The 18349-nt window shown below is 68.0% G+C and carries 16 protein-coding genes; 11 read left to right on the top strand and 5 right to left on the bottom strand.

Features of this window, described 5'->3' with window-relative positions:
* Window positions 1-4: 4 nt before the first annotated feature.
* Window positions 5-979: a quinone oxidoreductase family protein gene (locus PJB24_RS04480; RefSeq protein ID WP_420541893.1), complete on the bottom strand. Its 975-nt coding sequence runs from the start codon at window positions 977-979 to the stop codon at window positions 5-7.
* A 116-nt stretch (window positions 980-1095) separates the two neighbouring features.
* On the opposite strand from PJB24_RS04480, the gene PJB24_RS04475 reads away from it, so the two are divergent.
* Entirely contained in the window at window positions 1096-2271 is a 1176-nt protein-coding gene (locus PJB24_RS04475; protein ID WP_273843157.1) for a CaiB/BaiF CoA transferase family protein, read from the top strand.
* On the opposite strand, the gene PJB24_RS04470 is transcribed toward PJB24_RS04475, so the two are convergent.
* On the bottom strand, window positions 2268-3074 hold the full coding sequence (locus tag PJB24_RS04470; protein ID WP_273843154.1) for a cyclase family protein: 807 nt from the start codon (window positions 3072-3074) through the stop codon (window positions 2268-2270). The two genes, PJB24_RS04475 and PJB24_RS04470, sit on opposite strands and share 4 nt — an antisense overlap.
* A gap of 122 nt (window positions 3075-3196) precedes the next feature.
* On the opposite strand from PJB24_RS04470, the gene PJB24_RS04465 reads away from it, so the two are divergent.
* From PJB24_RS04465 to PJB24_RS04455, 3 genes are read left to right on the top strand one after another with little or no spacing between them, the layout of a single operon-like run.
* On the top strand, window positions 3197-4507 hold the full coding sequence (locus PJB24_RS04465) for an MFS transporter (RefSeq protein WP_420541891.1): 1311 nt from the start codon (window positions 3197-3199) through the stop codon (window positions 4505-4507).
* 32 nt (window positions 4508-4539) lie between these two features.
* Window positions 4540-6522, top strand: a complete 1983-nt coding sequence (locus PJB24_RS04460) for a hydantoinase/oxoprolinase family protein (protein ID WP_273843150.1) — start codon at window positions 4540-4542, stop codon at window positions 6520-6522.
* A complete protein-coding gene (locus tag PJB24_RS04455; RefSeq protein ID WP_273843148.1) occupies window positions 6515-8047 on the top strand; it encodes a hydantoinase B/oxoprolinase family protein in 1533 nt (510 codons plus the stop codon). The genes PJB24_RS04460 and PJB24_RS04455 overlap by 8 nt, the downstream gene beginning before the upstream one ends.
* Here the strand turns inward: PJB24_RS04455 and PJB24_RS04450 are convergent.
* Window positions 8041-9318 carry a phospholipid carrier-dependent glycosyltransferase gene (locus PJB24_RS04450; protein ID WP_273843147.1) on the bottom strand — a complete coding sequence of 426 codons (1278 nt, stop codon included), beginning with the start codon at window positions 9316-9318 and terminating at the stop codon, window positions 8041-8043. The genes PJB24_RS04455 and PJB24_RS04450 overlap by 7 nt on opposite strands.
* A gap of 110 nt (window positions 9319-9428) precedes the next feature.
* Here PJB24_RS04450 and PJB24_RS04445 point away from each other — a divergent pair, with 110 nt between their 5' ends.
* The 7 genes from PJB24_RS04445 (at window position 9429) to PJB24_RS04415 (ending at window position 16005) form a co-directional block, all read left to right on the top strand.
* Window positions 9429-9815: a YkvA family protein gene (locus tag PJB24_RS04445; protein ID WP_273843145.1), complete on the top strand. Its 387-nt coding sequence runs from the start codon at window positions 9429-9431 to the stop codon at window positions 9813-9815.
* Between the two features lie 18 nt (window positions 9816-9833).
* Window positions 9834-10358 (top strand): signal peptidase II, encoded by a 525-nt coding sequence (gene lspA / locus PJB24_RS04440; protein ID WP_273843399.1) that lies wholly within the window; start codon window positions 9834-9836, stop codon window positions 10356-10358.
* A gap of 74 nt (window positions 10359-10432) precedes the next feature.
* Window positions 10433-12328: a propionate--CoA ligase gene (locus PJB24_RS04435; RefSeq protein WP_273843143.1), complete on the top strand. Its 1896-nt coding sequence runs from the start codon at window positions 10433-10435 to the stop codon at window positions 12326-12328.
* A gap of 12 nt (window positions 12329-12340) precedes the next feature.
* Window positions 12341-13246 carry a methylisocitrate lyase gene (gene prpB, locus PJB24_RS04430; RefSeq protein ID WP_273843141.1) on the top strand — a complete coding sequence of 302 codons (906 nt, stop codon included), beginning with the start codon at window positions 12341-12343 and terminating at the stop codon, window positions 13244-13246.
* A complete protein-coding gene (prpC, locus tag PJB24_RS04425) occupies window positions 13247-14362 on the top strand; it encodes a bifunctional 2-methylcitrate synthase/citrate synthase (RefSeq protein WP_273843139.1) in 1116 nt (371 codons plus the stop codon).
* The gene (locus PJB24_RS04420) at window positions 14363-15775 is read left to right on the top strand and encodes a bifunctional 2-methylcitrate dehydratase/aconitate hydratase (protein ID WP_273843137.1); all 1413 of its coding nucleotides are present in this window, start codon (window positions 14363-14365) and stop codon (window positions 15773-15775) included.
* Between the two features lie 23 nt (window positions 15776-15798).
* Complete coding sequence (locus PJB24_RS04415) at window positions 15799-16005, top strand: DUF5683 domain-containing protein (RefSeq protein ID WP_273843136.1); 207 nt, start codon at window positions 15799-15801, stop codon at window positions 16003-16005.
* Here the strand turns inward: PJB24_RS04415 and PJB24_RS04410 are convergent.
* Entirely contained in the window at window positions 16002-16931 is a 930-nt protein-coding gene (locus PJB24_RS04410; protein ID WP_273843133.1) for an acetamidase/formamidase family protein, read from the bottom strand. The genes PJB24_RS04415 and PJB24_RS04410 overlap by 4 nt on opposite strands.
* Window positions 16932-16940: 9 nt before the next feature.
* Window positions 16941-18341: an APC family permease gene (locus tag PJB24_RS04405; protein ID WP_273843131.1), complete on the bottom strand. Its 1401-nt coding sequence runs from the start codon at window positions 18339-18341 to the stop codon at window positions 16941-16943.
* Window positions 18342-18349: the final 8 nt, after the last annotated feature.

The following is an 18349-nucleotide window of genomic DNA, read 5'->3' as shown; positions in this document are numbered from 1 at the left end:
TTCTCTAGGGGTTCAGGATAAGCTTGCCGGTGGTTTTGCGTCCCTCCATGTCGGTGTGGGCCTTTGATGCGTCCTCGAGCTGGTAGCGGCCGCCGATGGTCAACCTGAGTTCGCCGCTCGAGAGCCAGCGGAGCATCTCTTGCAGGCTCGGGACGAAGATCTCCGGTCGGGATGTTATACGGGGGAGGTAGAAACCGGTGACGGTCTGGTTGCGGTACATCAGGCTCGCCGGGGTCAGGCTTCCCCGCTGGCCGCTCGCCGCACCGTAGACGACCATCCGCCCGAAGGTCGCCAGGCAGGAGAGGTTCTTCTCGGGGAAGTCTCCGCCGACCATCTCCAGGATCACGTCCGCCCCGCGCCCGCCGGTGGCCTCCCTCACCCTCTCCGGCCAGTCTTCGGAGGTGTAGTCGATCAGGACGTCCGCGCCCAGAGAAGCTGCGAGCTCGAGCTTCTCCCGGTTACTCGCGGTGGCGATGACGGTCCCCGCCCCCATAAGCTTCGCCATCTGTACCGCCAGGCTTCCGACGCCTCCGGCGGCGGCGTGGACCAAGACGCTCTCCCCCTCCGCGAGCCGGCCGGAGGTCTTGAGGATGTGGTAGGCCGTCAGGCCCTGCAGCGGGACGGCGGCGGCCTCGTCGAAGCCCAGGCCGTCGGGGATGGGAATCAGTGCATCTGCCGGGGCTATGACGTACTCGGCGTAGCCGCCGGTCCCTACGAGCGCGACGACCCGGTCGCCGACCGAGGCACCACGCACACCCTCTCCCACTCCGGCGACGATCCCGGCCACCTCCGAGCCGGGGATGAACGGCAGCTCCTGGGGCACCAGGTAGGTGTTTCTGCGACGCATGGTATCGGCGTAGTTGACGCCCGCGGCGCGAACCTCGATCAGGACTTCGCCCTCGCCGGGTGAAGGACGATCGGTCTCTCCGTAACGCAAAACCTCCGGTTCCCCAAACTCCTCGACGAGCACCGCGTGCATCCGTGACATCTCTGATCTCCTTCCGTCAAACCGCTGACGAGCCTGCAGGAGAATATATCAGCCGTTCAGAGGCGGCCTCAGGTAGGCTGTCCCCTTCTCCGGTAAACTCCGGTACGATGGTACAGGAAGGAGCTCAACCGATACCCCACGAGAGAGAAGAGCTTCCACTGCAGGGCCTGAGGGTGCTGGACCTCTCACGGGTCCTCGCAGGCCCGTTCGCCACTATGGTGCTCGCGGATCTCGGGGCCGACGTGATCAAAGTAGAGAGGGCCGGGAAGGGAGACGACACCCGTCAGTGGGGCCCGCCGTTCGCCGGTGGGGAGTCGGCGTATTTCCTCTCGGTCAACCGCAACAAGCGCTCGGTGGAGCTGGACCTCAAGACCGAGAAGGACCTCGGGCGGGTCAGGGAGCTCGCCAGCAGCGCCGACGTGCTCATCGAAAACCTGCGGCGCGGCGCCCTCGCAAAGCTCGGGCTCGGCTACGATGCGCTGAAAGAGGAGAACCCCGGCCTCATCTACTGCTCGATAGTCGGCTTCGGGCCCGGTCCGGACGAGAACGAGCCGGGCTACGACTTCCTCGTGCAGGCGCGGGCCGGGATCATGGGGATAACCGGACACCACGACGGAGAGCCGACGAAGGTCGGGGTGGCGGTCGCGGACATCGTGTGCGGGCTGTACGCGGCGACGGCCATACTGGCCGCGCTGCGCCGGCGCTCTGAGACAGGCGAAGGGATGCGTATAGAAGTCCCGCTCTTCGAGAGCACGCTCTCATGGCTCGCCAACCGCGCTCAGGAGTATCTGGTGAGCGGCGAGGACACCGGGAGGATGGGCAACGAGCACCCCACGATAGTCCCCTACCAGACCTTCCACGCCTCCGACAGGCCGGTAGCCCTCGCCGTCGGCAACGACGCCCAGTTCACCAGGATGTGCCGGGCGATAGAACGGGAAGACCTGGCCCAAGACGAGCGCTACGCGACCAACCCGAAGAGGGTCGAGAACCGTCGGGAGCTGGTCGCGGAGCTGCAGCGGGTGTTCGAGGGTCGCAGGGCAGAGGAGTGGGTACGAAGGATCAGGGAGGCAGGAGTGCCATGCGGACCGGTAAACAGCCTCACCGAGGTCTTCCGGGACCCGCACGTACTCGCCTCGGGCATCCTGCAGAGCGTGGAACACCCGACGGCGGGCGACCTCCGGACCGTCGGCTCGCCCCTCCTACTGGACGGCAGGAGGCCCGGCATCCGGCGCCACCCGCCGCTCCTTGGGGAGCACAACGACGAGTCGGGCTGGGAAACCTAACCCCGCGGGCCGGCGATCGCCAGCGGCCTGACCGGAGCACCGGTCGCTCCGACGAACTTGGGTGGGGCGCACACGAAGAGGAACCCGTACACCTCCTCGGAAGAGAGCTCCTCGAGCATGAGATTCTCGACTATATAGATCCCCCGCTCGACCAGCAGGATCAGATGCCCGGGCAGCAGACATCCCAGCTCTGGGTCCCTCCGCCCCGGCACGTCCCACGCCACGTTGTCGGCTCCCACCGCCGCAACGCCTCTGTCCGCCAGCCAGCGTGAAGCCTCCGTCGAGACTCCCGGTCCGGCGAGGTAGCTCTCGACGTCATCCCAGCGGCGGGCGTTTCCAGTGCGTACCAGGACGACCCCGCCCTCCGGAACCTCCACGCCCTGCCGCCGGCAGCACTCCGCCAGATCCTCCGCGGTCACGGCGTAGCCGGGCTCCAGAGCCCCGGCCTCCTCCTTGGCCGCCACGTCGAGGAGGACACCCGGGGCGACTATGGGTGGGATCTCCTCGACCCCGAGGGTGGAGAAGCCCCGCGTGCCCTGCGCCTCACCCACCGGGATGCTGCCGTGGAGCCTCAGATCCTTCGACTGGTGGCATATGGCGTCTATGTGGGTGCCGGTGTGGTCGGTGCAGAAGATGATCCCCGAGGCGCTCGAGCGTGGACCTGAGGTCTCGGGCTCGTACTCGTCCTCGTGGCGGCGGTGCAGCAGGTAGGAGTAGCCGGGGCGGTGCGCGGGGTAGACCGGCATCGCCTCCGTCCGCGGCTGCTCCAGATCGAAGATGCGGGCTCCTTCGGGCAAACGCATCACGCATTCCTCCCTTCTCGTTCCGGTGAGAGTCTCGCCGTTCAGGGATGCAGGGTCAAATTCCGGCTTCCTCTGCAGGCCGGAGGCGGTTGTGTTTTTCTTACGGGGAGCGAAGGAGGAATATGGTGGCCGGGAATCAGACACAGAACGCCTCTCTCAAGGACACGTTCAGCTTCGAGTGGTACCGCTCTCTCGGGGAGAAGGGCCGCCCGGCGTTCTGGGCAAGCTTCGGGGGATGGGCCTTCGACGGGTTCGACTACCAGATACTCTCGCTCGCGCTCTCCGGGATCGCGGCAACCTTCGCCCTCTCCGGAGGTCAGACGGGACTCATCGCGACCGTGAGCCTCGTCGTCTCGGCGCTCGGGGGTGTTCTGGCCGGGCTCCTCGCCGACAGGATAGGCAGGGTCAGGACGCTGGTGCTCGCGATCGCCTTCTACTGCGGCGGGACGTTTCTGAGCGGGCTCTCGCCGAACTACGAGGCGCTGCTGTTCTTCCGGGCGCTGCAGGGGCTGGGGTTCGGCGGCGAGTGGGCCGCCGGCGCGCTTCTGGTCTCGGAGATGGCGGACCCTGCGCAGAGAGGCAGGGTGCTCGGCTGGGTACAGAGCGCCTGGGCGCCGGGTTGGGCGGGGGCGGTGGTCGCCTTCACAGTCGTCTTCAGCCTCCTGCCGCAGGATGTGGCCTGGCGGGTGCTCTTCTGGATCGGGATAGTACCGGCCCTCTTCATCCTCTACGTGCTGCGTAAGGTCGACGAACCGGAGGTCTACCTGAAGACCCGGCGCGCCCGCGAGGCCCGCAGCCGCGAAGCCGTGGAGAGCGGGGCCACCAGGAGCCCGCTCGTCCAGATCTTCCGGCGCGACCTCATCGGGAGGACGGCGGCGGCCTCCCTCCTCGCCATCGGGGCGCAGGGCGGATACTACTCGATCTTCACCTGGCTCCCCTCGTATCTGGAGAAGGCCCGGGGCCTGAACGCGGTGGGCACCGGCTCCTACCTGGCCACGGTGATCATCGGCTCGTTCCTGGGGTACGTGATCAGCGGCTACCTGCACGACCTGATCGGGCGCAGGAAGACCTTCGCGCTCTACGCCGTCCTCAGCGCCGTGCTCCTCGTCGGTTACACCCGGATCCCCGAAGGCGCGAACGGGTTGCTCGTCGTCCTCGGGCTCCCGCTCGGGTTCTTCGCCTCGGGCATCTACAGCGGCTTCGGATCCTACCTGGCCGAGCTCTTCCCGAGCCGCGCCCGGGGGGCTGGACAGGGCTTCGTCTACAACTTCGGGAGGGCCGTGGGCGGGTTCTTCCCGCTCGTCATCGGCATCCTCGCTGCGAAGGTCGGGCTGGCGGCGATAGCCCTCGGTGCGGTCGGATACGCCGCCTGCGTCATCGCGCTCCTGCTCCTGCCCGAGACCCGCGGCAAACGGTTCGTCCCGATAAACTGAACGAGGTGCGAGACCGGAGAGAGAGGGGCAGCTTGCGAGGCAACGGGCTCAGGCTGGGCGTGGACGTCGGGGGAACCTTCACCGATCTGGTGGCCCTCGTGGAAGGGGGCATCGTCACCGCGAAGGTCCCCTCCACCCCGCGCGACCAGTCGGAGGGCGTGATGGCGGCGATCCGCGTGGCGAACCTCCGGGAGAGGGAGGTCGCCGCGTTCGCCCACGGGATGACCGTGGCCACCAACGCCCTGCTCGAGCGGCGCGGGGCGAGGATGGCCCTCCTCACGACCGAGGGCTTCCGGGACGTGATCGAGATCGGCCGCCAGAACCGCCCCTCGCTCTACGACCTCTCGAAGGACCGCCCGCCGCCCCTGGTGCCGCGGGAGCTCAGGTTCACCGTGCGCGAGCGGATGGGGCCGGACGGGGAGATCGAGCCACTGGGCGAAGAGAGCCTGAGGCAGGCCGTGCGGGCGCTGCGCGAGGCGGAGGTGGAGGCCGTTGCGGTGTGCCTGCTCTTCTCGTTCTCGCATCCCGAGCACGAGCGGCGCGTCGGCGAGGTGCTGCGGCGCGAGCTTCCGGGGGTGCACGTCTCGCTCTCGAGCGAGGTTTTGCCCGAGTTCCGGGAGTACGAGCGCTTCTCGACGACAGCGGCCGACGCTTACCTCGCCCCCAGGCTGACCTCCTACCTGGAGAACCTCTCCCGGAAAGCGAAAGCGGCGGGACTCCCCTCCCCGCTGGTGATGCAGTCCTCCGGCGGGGTCGTGGAGATCGGACACGCGGCTCGAAACGCGGCGGGGTGCGTGCTCTCGGGGCCTGCGGGCGGGGTCGTCGGCGCGGCGTATGTGGCCCGGGCGAGCGGCTACGAAAACGTCCTCACGCTGGATATGGGCGGGACCAGCTCTGATGCCGCCACGATCCTCGACGGCGAGGCGCTCACGACCACCGAGTCGGTGGTCGCGGGGGTGCCGATCAAACTGCCCATGGTCGACGTGCACACGGTGAGCGCCGGGGGAGGATCGGTCGCCTGGGCGGACGCCGGAGGGGCGCTGCGGGTTGGTCCGCACTCCGCCGGGGCGGACCCGGGACCGGCCTGCTACGGGCTCGGCGGAGAAGATCCGACCGTCACCGACGCCAACCTGCTCCTGGGCTACCTGCGCGACGGGGCGCGGCTGGGGGGCGAGGTCGTCCTGAGGCGGGAGCTCGCGGAGAAAGCCCTCGTGAAACTCGGCCGCAGGCTCGGTCTCGACGCGCACCAGACGGCCCTCGGCGTCATAAGGGTCGCCAACGCCGAGATGGTGCGCGCCCTGCGCGTGATCAGCGTGGAGCGCGGGCTCGACCCGCGGGAGTTCGCGCTGGTCGCCTTCGGGGGTGCGGGGCCGCTGCACGCCTGCGCGCTCGCCGAAGAGCTCGGGATGCGCACGGTGCTCGTTCCGAAGGCGGGGGGCGTGCTCTCCGCGCTCGGTCTGGCCATCTCGGAGCTCAGGCGGGACTACGTCTTCCCCTTCCTCCGCCCGCTCGCGGCGGCCGACCCAGAGGAGATCGAACGCATCTTCGTGGAGATGGAGCAGGAGGCCGCCTCGGATCTCGAATCGCCTCGTCTTCGCCGCCGGGCGGACCTGCGATACCGGGGACAGGCGTTCGAGCTGGCGGTCGAGGCGGATGTGGTGGAGAAGCTCGAAGGGAATTTCCACGAGGCCCACGAGCAGCGCTACGGCTACCGGATGGAAGAAGAGCCGGTCGAGCTGGTCAACCTGCGCCTGACGGCCATCTCTCCGGTAGAGCGACCGCCGCTCGAAGAAGGAGAGGCGCAGGGAGATCCCGTGACCGAACGCCGCAGGGTAGAGTTCGAGGAGGGGTGGGAGGAAGTTCCGGTGCTGAAGAGGAGCAGGATGGGGAAAGGCTCGCGGGTCGAGGGCCCCGCGGTGGTCGAGTTCGACGAGGCCACGTGCCTGGTGCGCCCGGGATGGCGCGGGGAGGTGGACGGTGCGGGCACGCTCGTGCTGGAGCGAGAGGATGGCTAGCGGGATGGACCCGGTCACGCTCTCGGTGCTCACCAGCGCCCTCTCCGGCATCGCCGAAGAGATGGGGGCGCTCCTGATCCGCGGCTCCTACTCCTCGAACATCAAGGAGAGGCGCGACTGCTCGGCGGCGATCTTCGACGCCAGAGGCCGGATGGTCGCCCAGGCCGAGCACATCCCGGTCCACCTCGGGGCGATGCCCGAGGCGGTCGCGGCGGTCATGGTGCTCGGCGCCGCGCCGGGAGACGTCTACGTCCTGAACGACCCCTACTCCGGAGGAACCCACCTGCCGGACATAACCCTCGTCTCCCCCATGGCCCACGAAGGCAAGATCCTGGGTTACGCCGTCACCCGGGCCCACCACTCCGACGTGGGCGGGATGAGTCCGGGGTCCATGCCGGCGGCTTCGCGTGAGATCTTCCAGGAGGGGCTCATCATCCCGCCGGTGAGGATCGTGCGGGGAGGAGAGTACCAGGACGAAGTCCTCGACCTCATCCTGGCCAACGTCCGTACCCCTGCCCTGCGGCGTGCCGACCTGCGGGCCCAGATCGCCGCGAACGCCCTCGCGGAGCGGCGTCTGAACGAGCTTATCGAGCGGCGCGGTGAGGAGGTCGTCCTCTCGGCCTTCGAGGAGGTCCTCGCCTACACCGAGCGGCGCACCCGAGAGGCGATCCGGGCGCTCCCAGACGGCGTCTACACCGCGACCGACTACCTGGAGGGCGACGGCGTGACGGAGGAGGACATCCCGATCCGGGTCACCGTAGAGGTGCGCAACGACAAGATGAAGATAGACTTCTCCGGAACCGCCGCGGCGGTGGCGGGCAACGTGAACTGCCCGCTCGCCGTCACCCGCTCCGCCTGCTACTTCGCACTCCGGCTGCTCTTGCCCGGGGACGTCCCGGCCAACGCCGGCACATACGCCCCGCTCGAGATCTCGGTGCCCGAAGGCAGCCTGCTCGACGCGAGGAGCCCCTCGGCCGTCGTCGCCGGCAACGTCGAGACCTCCAACCGCATCGCGGACACGGTGATCTCGGCGCTCTCGCAGGTCGCGGAGCTGCCGGCGCAGGGACAGGGGACTATGAACAATCTGATCATCGGCGGCCGCGGCTGGACCTACTACGAGACCATCGGCGGCGGGCAGGGCGCCAGCGCGAAGGGTCCCGGTCCCTCGGGCGTCCACGTCTCGATGAGCAACACGCTGAACACCCCGATAGAGGCGCTCGAGCTCGAGTACCCGATGCGGGTGACCCGCTACGAGATCCGACGCGGCACCGGCGGAGAGGGCCTTTACCGCGGCGGCGACGGGCTCGTCCGGTCGGTGAAGGTACTGGAGGCGGCCACCCTCTCGCTCCTCACCGACCGCAGACGCCATCCTCCGCAGGGCAGGCGCGGGGGGCGTCCCGGCGCAACCGGCAGAAACCTCCTGAACGGAGAGGAGCTGCCGCCGAAGAAAAGCCTGGAGCTCGCCCCCGGCGACGAGGTCACGGTCATGACCCCGGGGGGCGGCGGCTACGGCGAGCCTCAGTAGGGGAAGATGCGGTTGATCTGGAACGTCCTTATGTACTCCGGGTGGTTCCAGCTCAAAAGCCACAGGTGGTCCTTCAGGCTCACCGGGCTCATCGGGAGCCCCATCGTCATCGGCAGGAAGTAGATCGCGACCCCTACGACCACCGCGCAGTAGCCCACCACCAGCCACGGCCGGCGCCGCCAGATCACGAGGGCCCAGTAGGCGAGCGCCAGCAGCGCGAACGCGTAGGCCGGGAAGTAGTTGTAGACGAACGGGATGCGGGTCCCGGGCACCCACGGCAGGATCAGGAAGATCCACCCGAGCACTATCGGGACGAGGGGGTGGTCGGCCACCGGAAGCCGCAGCAGCAGGCGGCGCCCCAACTCGTAGATCCCGGCGAGCACCGAGAGGGTCGCGGGCCACCAGATCGCCAGGTTCCCCAGCGCGAGCACGGTCCGCACCGGCTCACCCGCCGCGGCCGGGCGGTAGAAGAACAGGATCGGCCGGGTCATCAGCGGCCAGCCCCACCACGGCGAGGCCTCGGTGTTGGGCACGGCACGGGTGATCTGCTGCGCCGCCTTTATGTGCCAGAGCCACACGTCCACGAACGCCCGCCAGGGGTTGTGGTCGTGGTTTATGAGCTGGCCGAGGTAGACCACGATCAGGTACGCGACGATCGAGATGTACAGGCTCCCGATGAACGGCCTCAGGTACCCTTTGCGCCACATCACGTACCCGGCGGGGATGACCAGCGGCGCCACGGCCCATTTGATCGCCACGGCGAGCCCAAAAAGGAGCGCCGTGAAGGCCACCCCGCGCAGCGTCTTCGTCCGCCAGGCCGCGGCCATCGTCGCCAGGACGAAGAAGGTGAGAATACCGTCCATAAGCCCGGCCCGAGAGTAGACGATGAACATCGTCTCTGCCGCGACGAAGAGCCCCATCAACAGGGCCGCAGCCCGGTCCCTGAGGAAGTACCACCCCGTCCCGGCGGCGAGGAAGATCATGCCCACCCCGAAAGCGTCGGACATCACCCGCCAGCCGAGCGGCGTGTCGCCGTAGAGGAGCAGCCCCACCGCTATGATGAACTTGCCGAGCGGCGGGTGCAGATCGAAGAAGTTCTTGCCCACCAGGTAGTTGCGCGCGAAGACCGGGAAGTAGACCTCGTCCCACATCCTCTTGTCCGGGAAACCCAGGTGGTAGACGCGCGCGGCTACCCCGAGCGCCACCGCGAGCAGGGTCAGGAGCACCAGAGCCCCGAAGGCCCACCGGGAGGGTTTGCGGGTGATGTCCATCCTCGATTTCACAATCGCGAACGTTACTACGTTTTTGACCTCTTTACAGTCTCGGCCCCGCACCGTGTGGTAAAGTCGCGGTGGGTCGTCCCCCGGAGGTGTCCACGGCGGTGCCGAGAAAATCCCTGCATCATCTGAGAGACCGCGCCCGGGCTCTCGGGCAGGAGGCACACGCCCTGTATCTGGCCTACCGAGACCCCCGGGTGCCGCTGCACGCCCGGCTCTTCGCCGCCTGCGTCGCGGGCTATGCGCTGAGCCCGGTGGACCTGATCCCGGACCCGATCCCGATCCTCGGTTATCTGGACGATCTCGTGCTGGTCCCAATCGGCGTGGCGCTGGCGATACGCCTCATCCCAAACGAGGTGCTCGCGGAGTGCCGCGAGAGGGCTCGAAGCACACGGCCCCCGGCCAGTAACCGGGTTGCCGCGGTCGCCGTGATCTTCCTCTGGGTCGCGACGGTGGTAGCCCTGGCGCTGCTCATCCAGGCGCTTCTCTGAGACGGCTGCCCGGCGGTGATGGTACGATCATCCGGGACGTTGAACGTACAGAAAAACCACGGACACCAGAAGACGAGCGCCGCGCTCTACCTGCTCGCGACGCTCGCCGTCGCGGCCCTGGTGCTGATCCTGGACCAGGCGGTCAAGAGCGCCGTGCGCGGTTCTATGCGCCTCGGTGAGAGCGTGGTTGCGATCCCCGGCGTGCTCGACATCACCTACATCGAGAACTCCGGCGGTGCCTTTGGCATCCTCGCCGGCCGCAGCATGCTGCTCGTCGCCGGCAGCGCGGTCGCGGTGGGGTTCGTGCTCTGGATACTCTTCTCTTTAGGCCCCTCGAAGTCCGTCACCCTCGGGTGCGGTCTCGTGCTGGGAGGCGCGGCAGGGAATCTGGCCGACCGTCTCCTGCGCGGCGAGGTCACCGACTACCTCGATCTGCGGTTCTGGCCGCTCGAGCACTGGCCCGTCTTCAACCTGGCCGACACGGCTATCGTGGTCGGCGCGCTCCTCCTGCTGCTCGCCTCCTCCCGGAGGGAGCGGGTCTAGCCGGAGAATGCCGCCCTCGCGTTGTATCCTTCACCCGTGTGGAGCGAGGCTCCCGCGAAGGGAAGGGAGGAGAGATGACCCTTGACAACTACCGGGCCTTCCATCGCCGTTCGCTCGAAGACCGGGACGTCTTCTGGGCCGAGCAGGCACGGCTGGTGGACTGGCACACCGGCTTCGAGCGGGTGCTCGATTACTCGCGCCCGCCGTTCGCCCGCTGGTTCGTCGGCGGCGAGACGAACCTCTGCCACAACGCCGTAGACCGCCACCTCGAAACCCGCGGCGACCAGAGGGCTCTCGTCTACGTCTCGAGCGAAACCGGCGAACGGGAGAGCTTCACCTACCGCGAACTCCACGCCGAGGTCAGCGCGTTCGCCGCCTCGCTCAGGGAGCTGGGCGTCGGGCGCAGCGACCGGGTGGTCATCTACATGCCGATGATGCCCGAGGCGCTCTTCGCGATGCTGGCGTGCGTCAGGATCGGGGCGATACACTCGGTCGTCTTCGGCGGATTCGCTGCCGAGAACCTGGCCAGGAGGATAGACGACGCCCAGCCGAAGGCCCTGATCACGTCGGACGCCGGGATGCGCGGCGGCAACGTCATCCGCTACAAGCCGCTCGTGGACCGGGCGATCGGGATGACAGAACACCCGCCCGGACACGTTGTGGTATGCAACCGTCACATCGACGAGAACCTGAACCTCGAGGAGGGCCGGGACCTCGACTACGCCGCGCTCAGAGAGAAGCACTTCGGCGAGGAGGTTCCGGTAGAGTGGCTCGAGTCGAGCGAGCCGAGCTACATCCTCTACACCTCCGGGACGACCGGCACCCCCAAAGGCGTCCAGCGCGACACCGGGGGATACGCTGTGGCGCTCGCCGCCTCGATGAAGCACGTCTTCGCCACCAATCCCGGCGAGACGATGTTCACCGCCTCGGACATCGGGTGGGTCGTGGGACACTCGTACATAGTCTACGGCCCGCTCCTGTACGGCCTCACCACCATCGTCTACGAGGGGCTTCCGGTGAGGCCGGACCCCGGGATCTGGTGGAGCATAGTCGAGGAGCACGGCGTGCAGACCATGTTCACCTCCCCCACGGCGATAAGGGCGCTCAGGAAGCAGGGCCCCTCGTACATGGAGGAGCACGACACCTCCTCGCTCAGGAACCTGTTCCTCGCCGGAGAGCCGCTCGACGAGCCGACGGCCCGCTGGATCTCCGGGGCGCTCGGCGTCTCCGTGCGGGACAACTACTGGCAGACGGAGACCGGCTGGCCGATCCTGAGCGCGATGCTCCCCGGGCTCGAGGACGAGCCGGTGGTGCCCGGCAGCGCCGGCTTCCCCTGCTACGGCTACGACCTCCGGGTGATGCACGAGGTGAGCGGCGAGGAGGTCGGCCCAGGCGAGCGCGGGATCCTCGCGATCAAGGCACCGCTGCCGCCGGGGTGTATGTCCACCGTCTGGGGCGACGACGAACGCTTCGTCTCGACCTACTTCTCGAGCTTCCCGGATAAGGAGCTCTACTCGACCTTCGACTGGGCGATGCACGCGGAGGACGGCCGCTACTACATGATGGGACGCTCCGACGACGTTATAAACGTCGCCGGCCACCGGCTCGGGACGCGGGAGATCGAGGAGGCGCTGAGCGCCCATCCGGCGGTGGCAGAGGCCGCGGCCGTCGGCGTCGCCGACGAGTACCGGGGGCAGGCGATCTTCGCCTACGTCGTGCTGAAGGAGGACGCCGAGCCCTCCCCCGGGTTAGAGTCATCCATAAAGGAGCTCGTCGCGGAGAAGGTCGGCCCGGTGGCCCGCCCGCAGCGGGTGCACTTCGTCGGGGCGCTCCCGAAGACGCGCAGCGGGAAGCTGCTGCGGCGCGGCATCCAGGCCGTGGCCGAGAGCCGGGACCCGGGCGACCTCTCGACGCTGGAGGACCCGTCGGCGCTCGAGAGAATCCGGGCCACCGAACAGGAGAGAGCATGAGAGAGGAGGAAGATGAGCCTGACGGAGAACGGGGCTGCACCCTCACCGGGCGCCCGTTTGAGGCGGGCATGGAGCGAGGAGAGGCCGCTGCAGATCGCGGGCGTCATAAACGCCTACGCGGCTCTTCTGGCCGAGAGCGCGGGCTTCAAGGCCCTCTACCTCTCGGGGGCGGGGGTGGCGAACGCCTCGTACGGCCTGCCGGACCTCGGCATGACCAACCTGAACGACGTACTCTGCGACGCGCGCAGGATCACGGGGGTGACCGATCTGCCGCTTCTGGTCGACGCGGACACGGGCTTCGGCCCGGCGTTCGTGATCGGGCGGACGGTGCGCGAGATGATCCGGGCCGGTGTCGCCGGGATCCACATCGAGGACCAGGTCCAGGCCAAGCGTTGCGGGCACCGGCCCGGCAAGGAGCTGGTCGAGCCGGAGGAGATGGCCGACCGGGTGAAGGCGGCCACCTCGGCCAAAACCGACCCCGACTTCGTGGTGATGGCCCGCACCGACGCGGTGGCCGTCGAGGGGCTCGACGCGGCCGTCGGGCGCGCGAAGCTCTACCAGGAGGCCGGGGCCGACGCGATCTTCGCCGAGGCCGTAACCGGGCTCGAAGACTACCGCCGCTTCACCGGGGCGCTCGACGTCCCGGTCCTCGCCAACATCACGGAGTTCGGGAAGACCCCGCTGTTCACCACTGCGGAGCTCGCGGAGGTAGGGGTCGGGCTCGCGCTCTACCCGCTCTCGGCCTTCCGGGCGATGAGCGCCGCGGCTCTCAAGGTCTACAAGACGATCCGCGAGGAGGGCACCCAGAGGGGCGTCGTCGGGGAGATGCAGACACGCAGGGAGCTCTACGACTTCCTGGGCTACGAGGAGTACGAGAGGGAGCTCGACCGGCTGTTTGCGAGAGGCAGGGAGGTATAGATGGCAAAGAAGAGCGTCGGGTTGTCGGGGGCGATCGCCGGGGACACCGCGATCTGTACGGTCGGAAGCTCGGGCGACAGCCTGGAGTACCGCGGATACCCCATAGAAGAGCTCGCCGGTAAGGCGACCTTCGAGGAGGTGATGCACCTCCTCATCCGCGGGGAGCTCCCGAACGAGAGGGAGCTCGAGGAGTACAGGAGAGAGCTCTCTGGGATGCGGGGGCTGCCGGACGAGCTGAAGACGGTCCTGGAGAGGATCCCGGCCTCCACCCACCCGATGGAGCTCCTGCGCACCGGCTGCTCGATGCTCGGTACGCTCGAGCACGAGGGAGAGGAGCGGGACGCGCGCCGGATCGGGGAGCGCCTCATCTCCTGCTTCCCCTCGATGCTCCTCTACTGGCACCATTTCACCCACGGCGGCAAGAGGATCGAGACCGACACCGGGGATGACTCCCTCGCCGGGCACTTCCTGCGCCTGCTGCACGGCCGGGAGCCCGAAGAGGAACAGCGGCGGGCGGTCGACGTCTCGCTCATCCTCTACGCCGAGCACGAGTTCAACGCCTCGACGTTCACCGCCAGGATCATCGCCTCCACCGGCTCGGACTTCTACTCCGCGATAACCGGCGCGATAGGCGCGCTGCGCGGCCCGCTGCACGGCGGGGCGAACGAGGCGGCGATGGAGTTCATCGAGCGCTTCCGCACCCCCGAGGAGGCCGAGGAGGGCCTGCGCGAGGCGCTCTCGCGCGGCGAGCGGCTGATGGGCTTCGGGCACCCGGTCTACACCCGCGTCGATCCCCGCTCGGACATCATAAAGGGCTGGTCCAGGCGGCTCTCCGAGGGGCACGAGGAGGGATATCTCTACGCCGTGAGCGAGCGGATCGAGCAGATAATGCACGAGGAGAAGAACCTCTTCCCCAACCTGGACTTCTACAGCGCCTCGGCGTATCGCTTCTGCGGGATACCGACGGAGATGTTCACCCCGCTCTTCGTCTTCTCCCGCACCTCAGGGTGGACGGCGCACGTCATAGAGCAGCGGGAGTCCGGGAAGATCATCCGCCCCTCCGCCAACTACATCGGCCCCGAAAGACGCAAGTTCGTCCCCCTGGAGGAGAGATAGATGGCGGATGAGGTAATCGAGCGGATCTCGGAGTACGTCTGCACCTACGAGCCGGGTAGTCCGCTCGCGCGCGAGACCGCCCGCTACTGCCTGATGGACTCTTTGGGCTGCGCCCTCCTCGCGCTGCGCTATCCGGAGTGCGCCAAGCTGCTCGGGCCGGCGGTGCCGGGGACGGCCGTCCCGCACGGCGCGCGGGTGCCGGGGACCCCCCACGAGCTCGACCCCGTGAAGGCCGCCTTCGACATCGGCGCCTCCATCCGCTGGCTCGACTACAACGACACCTGGCTCGCCGCCGAGTGGGGTCACCCCTCGGACAACCTCGGCGCGATCCTGGCCGTCTCCGACCATTTGAGCCGCAGGAGGCGCGCGGAGGGCAGGGAGCCCCTCTACGTGCGCGACGTGCTATCCGCGGCGATAAAGGCGCACGAGATACAGGGCGTCCTGGCGCTCGAGAACGCCTTCAACCGGGTGGGCATCGACCACGTGCTGCTGGTGCGGGTGGCCTCAGCGGCGGTGGCGACGCGCCTGTTCGGCGGCGGGCGCGAGGAGGTCGAGAGCGCCGTCTCCGGGGCGTTCATAGACGGCGGGCCGCTGCGCACCTACCGCCACGCGCCGAACGTCGGCAGCCGGAAGTCCTGGGCCGCCGGGGACGCCACGAGCCGCGGGGTGAGGCTCGCGATGATGGCCATCTGTGGCGAGATGGGCTACCCGAAGGCGCTCTCCGCCGAAGGGTGGGGCTTCCAGGACGCTCTTTTCGGGGGGAGGGAGATAAAGCTCGCCCGCCCGTTCGAGAGCTACGTCATGGAGAACGTGCTCTTCAAGATCTCCTTCCCCGCCGAGTTCCACGCCCAGACCGCGGCCGAGGCCGCCCTCCGGCTGCACCCGGAGGTGAGGGATCGGCTGGAGGAGATCGAGCGCGTCGAGATCACCACGCAGGAGCCTGCGATGAGGATCATCGCCAAGGAGGGGCCGCTCAACAACCCGGCCGACCGCGACCACTGCATCCAGTACATCACGGCCGTCGGTCTGATCTTCGGCGAGATCACCGCCGACTCCTACGAGGACTCCTTCGCCGAAGACCCCCGCATAGACGAGCTGCGGACGAAGACGACCGTGAAAGAGGATGAGCGCTACAGCCGGGACTACCTCGACCCCGAGAAGCGCTCGATCGCGAACGCCGTGCAGGTCTTCTTCCGCGACGGCACCTCGACGCAGAGGGTCGAGGTCGAGTACCCCATCGGCCACCGCCGCCGCAGGAAGGAGGGCATCCCGCTGCTACAGGAGAAGTTCCGCGCCAACGCCGCGACCCGGCTCCCGAGGAAGAAGCTCTCGGCCGTCGAAGAGCTCTTCTCAGGACAGGAGCGGCTCGAGGAGACCCCGGTCGACGAGCTGATGGGTCTGCTCGCGCTGTAGACGGGTGTGGTAGAGTACGGCGCATGCGCGATCCGGGGCTTGCGGCGGTCTTGAGCCTCATCATCCCGGGGGTGGGCCAGTTCTACAACGGGCGCATCCTCGCGGGTATCCTGTGGCTGATCATCACGCCCGGGCTCTGGATCGGGACGGGCGGCCTCCTCGGGTGGGTCGCTCACGTCGTCTCAGCCTACACCGCCTACAGCTACGCCAGAAAGAACCCGGTCCGCTAGAGCCGGAACGGGCCCGGCAGCGCCTCCAGCTTCGGCACGACGACGCGGGCGATGCTCGCGAAGGGAGACGGCTTGCAGGCTTGTGCCACCCCCACGTCGGCCCGCACGCTGAGGAAGATGAAGGCGTCCTCGTAGCTCATCCCCCACTGCGAACGCAGGAGGGCGGCCGCCTCCCGGCACGCCTCGCGCATCGCCTCCGGGTAATCCGGGGCGGTTCCGTGCGAGATCCAGGCGTCCCTGGTCTCGGAGACCGGCCAGTTCGCATGCCGGCCCTCGAGGAGATCGAAGCGCACGGTCACCTCCCCGGCTATCTCGATGCCGGTGCCGCAGATCTCGCCGTCGCCCATGCTCGCGTGCATGTCCCCCACGGCGAACATCGCTCCCCGCTGGCGGACGGGGAAGTAGATCTTCGTCCCGACACCGTGCAGGTGATCGTCGAGGTTGCCGCCGTGCCTGCCGGGCAGGGCGTTCTCGAGCGTCTCGCCGCCGGTGGCGACCCCCACCACCCCGACCATCGGCCTGGCGGGGAAGCTTATCCGGTCGTCGAAGCGCACGATGCCGTCCTCCACCGGCAGGATCTTCGTCACCGGTGCGTCGACCAGGTCTATGAGCTGACCGTAGCCGGGGATGATCGTCGCGACCCCCTGCCCGGCGGTCCGGATGTCGAGGATCTCGACGATCAGGCTGTCCCCCGGCTCCGCACCGCGCACCGCGACCGGCCCGGTGGCCGGGTTGACGCGCGAGAAGTCTATGTCGGTCACCAGATCGCCCTCGCTCCGTATCTGCCCGGAGAAGCAGTCCTGCGTCTCGAAGGTCACGACCTCTCCCGGGGACACCTCGAGCACGGGCTTCATCTCGGGCCCGAAGCTGAAGACGACCTGGTCCCGCGGGACGACGTGATCCACCGTGTAAGCCTGCTGCGCCATACTCATCCTCTATTCCTTCCCTTCCTGACCGTCGGAGAGCCCGGAGAGCTCGACCCGCCTTCCCGTCATCCTGAGTACGATCACCACGACGACGCCTATCGCGAGCCAGATGAGCCCCACGGTCTTCGCCGAGGGGAACGCCTGCGAGAGGACGTAGCCGATGATCACGAGCCCTATCGCCGGGGAGAGGAGGTGCCTCCCCCACCTCCCGCTGTGCCGGCGCACCACGAAGTAGTAGATGACCGATGTGTGTAAAAGCAAGAAGGCGAAGAGCGCCCCGAAGTTGACCAGCGTGCTGAGGAGCGTGATGGCGTTGCTCTGCGCCGAGGCCCACAGCCCCACGACGACGGAGACGCCCGCCACCAGGAACATGGCGTTCTCCGGCACCCGCCGGCGCGGATGGACGCGCGAGAGGATCCGCGGCAGCTGCCCGTCGCGGGCCATGCTGTAGAGCAACCGGGAGGTGGCCGCCTGAGCCACGAGCGCGTTGGCGAAACCCCACGCCACGGCGGTAGCCACAGCGGTGAGTACACCGAGCCAGCGTCCGCCGGCGAAGCCCGCGACGTCGTAGAAGGCGCTGTCCTGCGCCGAGGGGGTGTTGATCAGGTGCTGGGGGTTCTGGACCAGGAGTGCCGCCACCCACGTCTGCACTATGAAGAGCGCCCCCGCGAGGAAGAGCGCGAGCAGGATCGAACGCCCTATCTGCCGTGCGTCCTCCCGGTTCTCCTCGGCGAGCGTCGAGATCCCGTCGAAGCCGAGGAAGCTCAGCACCGCGACCGAGACGGCGCCGAAGACCAGGTGCAGCGAGAACCTCCCGGGATCGTAGAGCGGATCGAACGAGAAGTGCACCCCGCCTCTGCCCGAGGCGATCGCCAGGATGCCGAAGACGAGGAAGATCGCCAGCACGATGAGCTCGGCGACGAGCATGATGCGGTTGGTTCGGGCGGTCATCTCGATGCCCAGGTAGTTGATGATCGTGTTGAAGACGATGAACGCGAGCACCCACGCCCAGATCGGGACGCCGGGGATCACGCTCTGCATCGCGGCCCCGGAGACCACGTAGAGCAACGTGGGCACGAGGATGTAGTCGAGGAGTATCCCCCACCCGGCGAGGAACCCCAGTGGCTGGGCGATCCCGCGCCCCACGTAGGTGTAGACGGAACCCGAGAGCGGGAAGGCCCGCGACATCTCGGAGTAGCTCATCGCGGTGAACACCATCCCGACCATTCCGATGACGTAGGCGAGGGCGACCATGCCCTTGGAGATGGCGTAGACGCTCCCGAAGATCCCGAAGGGGGCTATCGGGACCATGAATATGAGGCCGTAGATCACGAGATCCCACAGCCCCAGCGAGCGCTTGAGCTCCTGCCTGTAACCGAACGACTCGACCCCTACCCTGTCTTCACTCATACGACCCG

It is taken from the genome of Rubrobacter calidifluminis, from assembly GCF_028617075.1.
In the GTDB taxonomy this organism is placed as follows: Bacteria; Actinomycetota; Rubrobacteria; order Rubrobacterales; family Rubrobacteraceae; genus Rubrobacter_E; species Rubrobacter_E calidifluminis.
The sequence above is the reverse complement of the archived record's forward strand: the minus strand, read 5'-3'. Positions and strand labels throughout refer to the sequence as shown.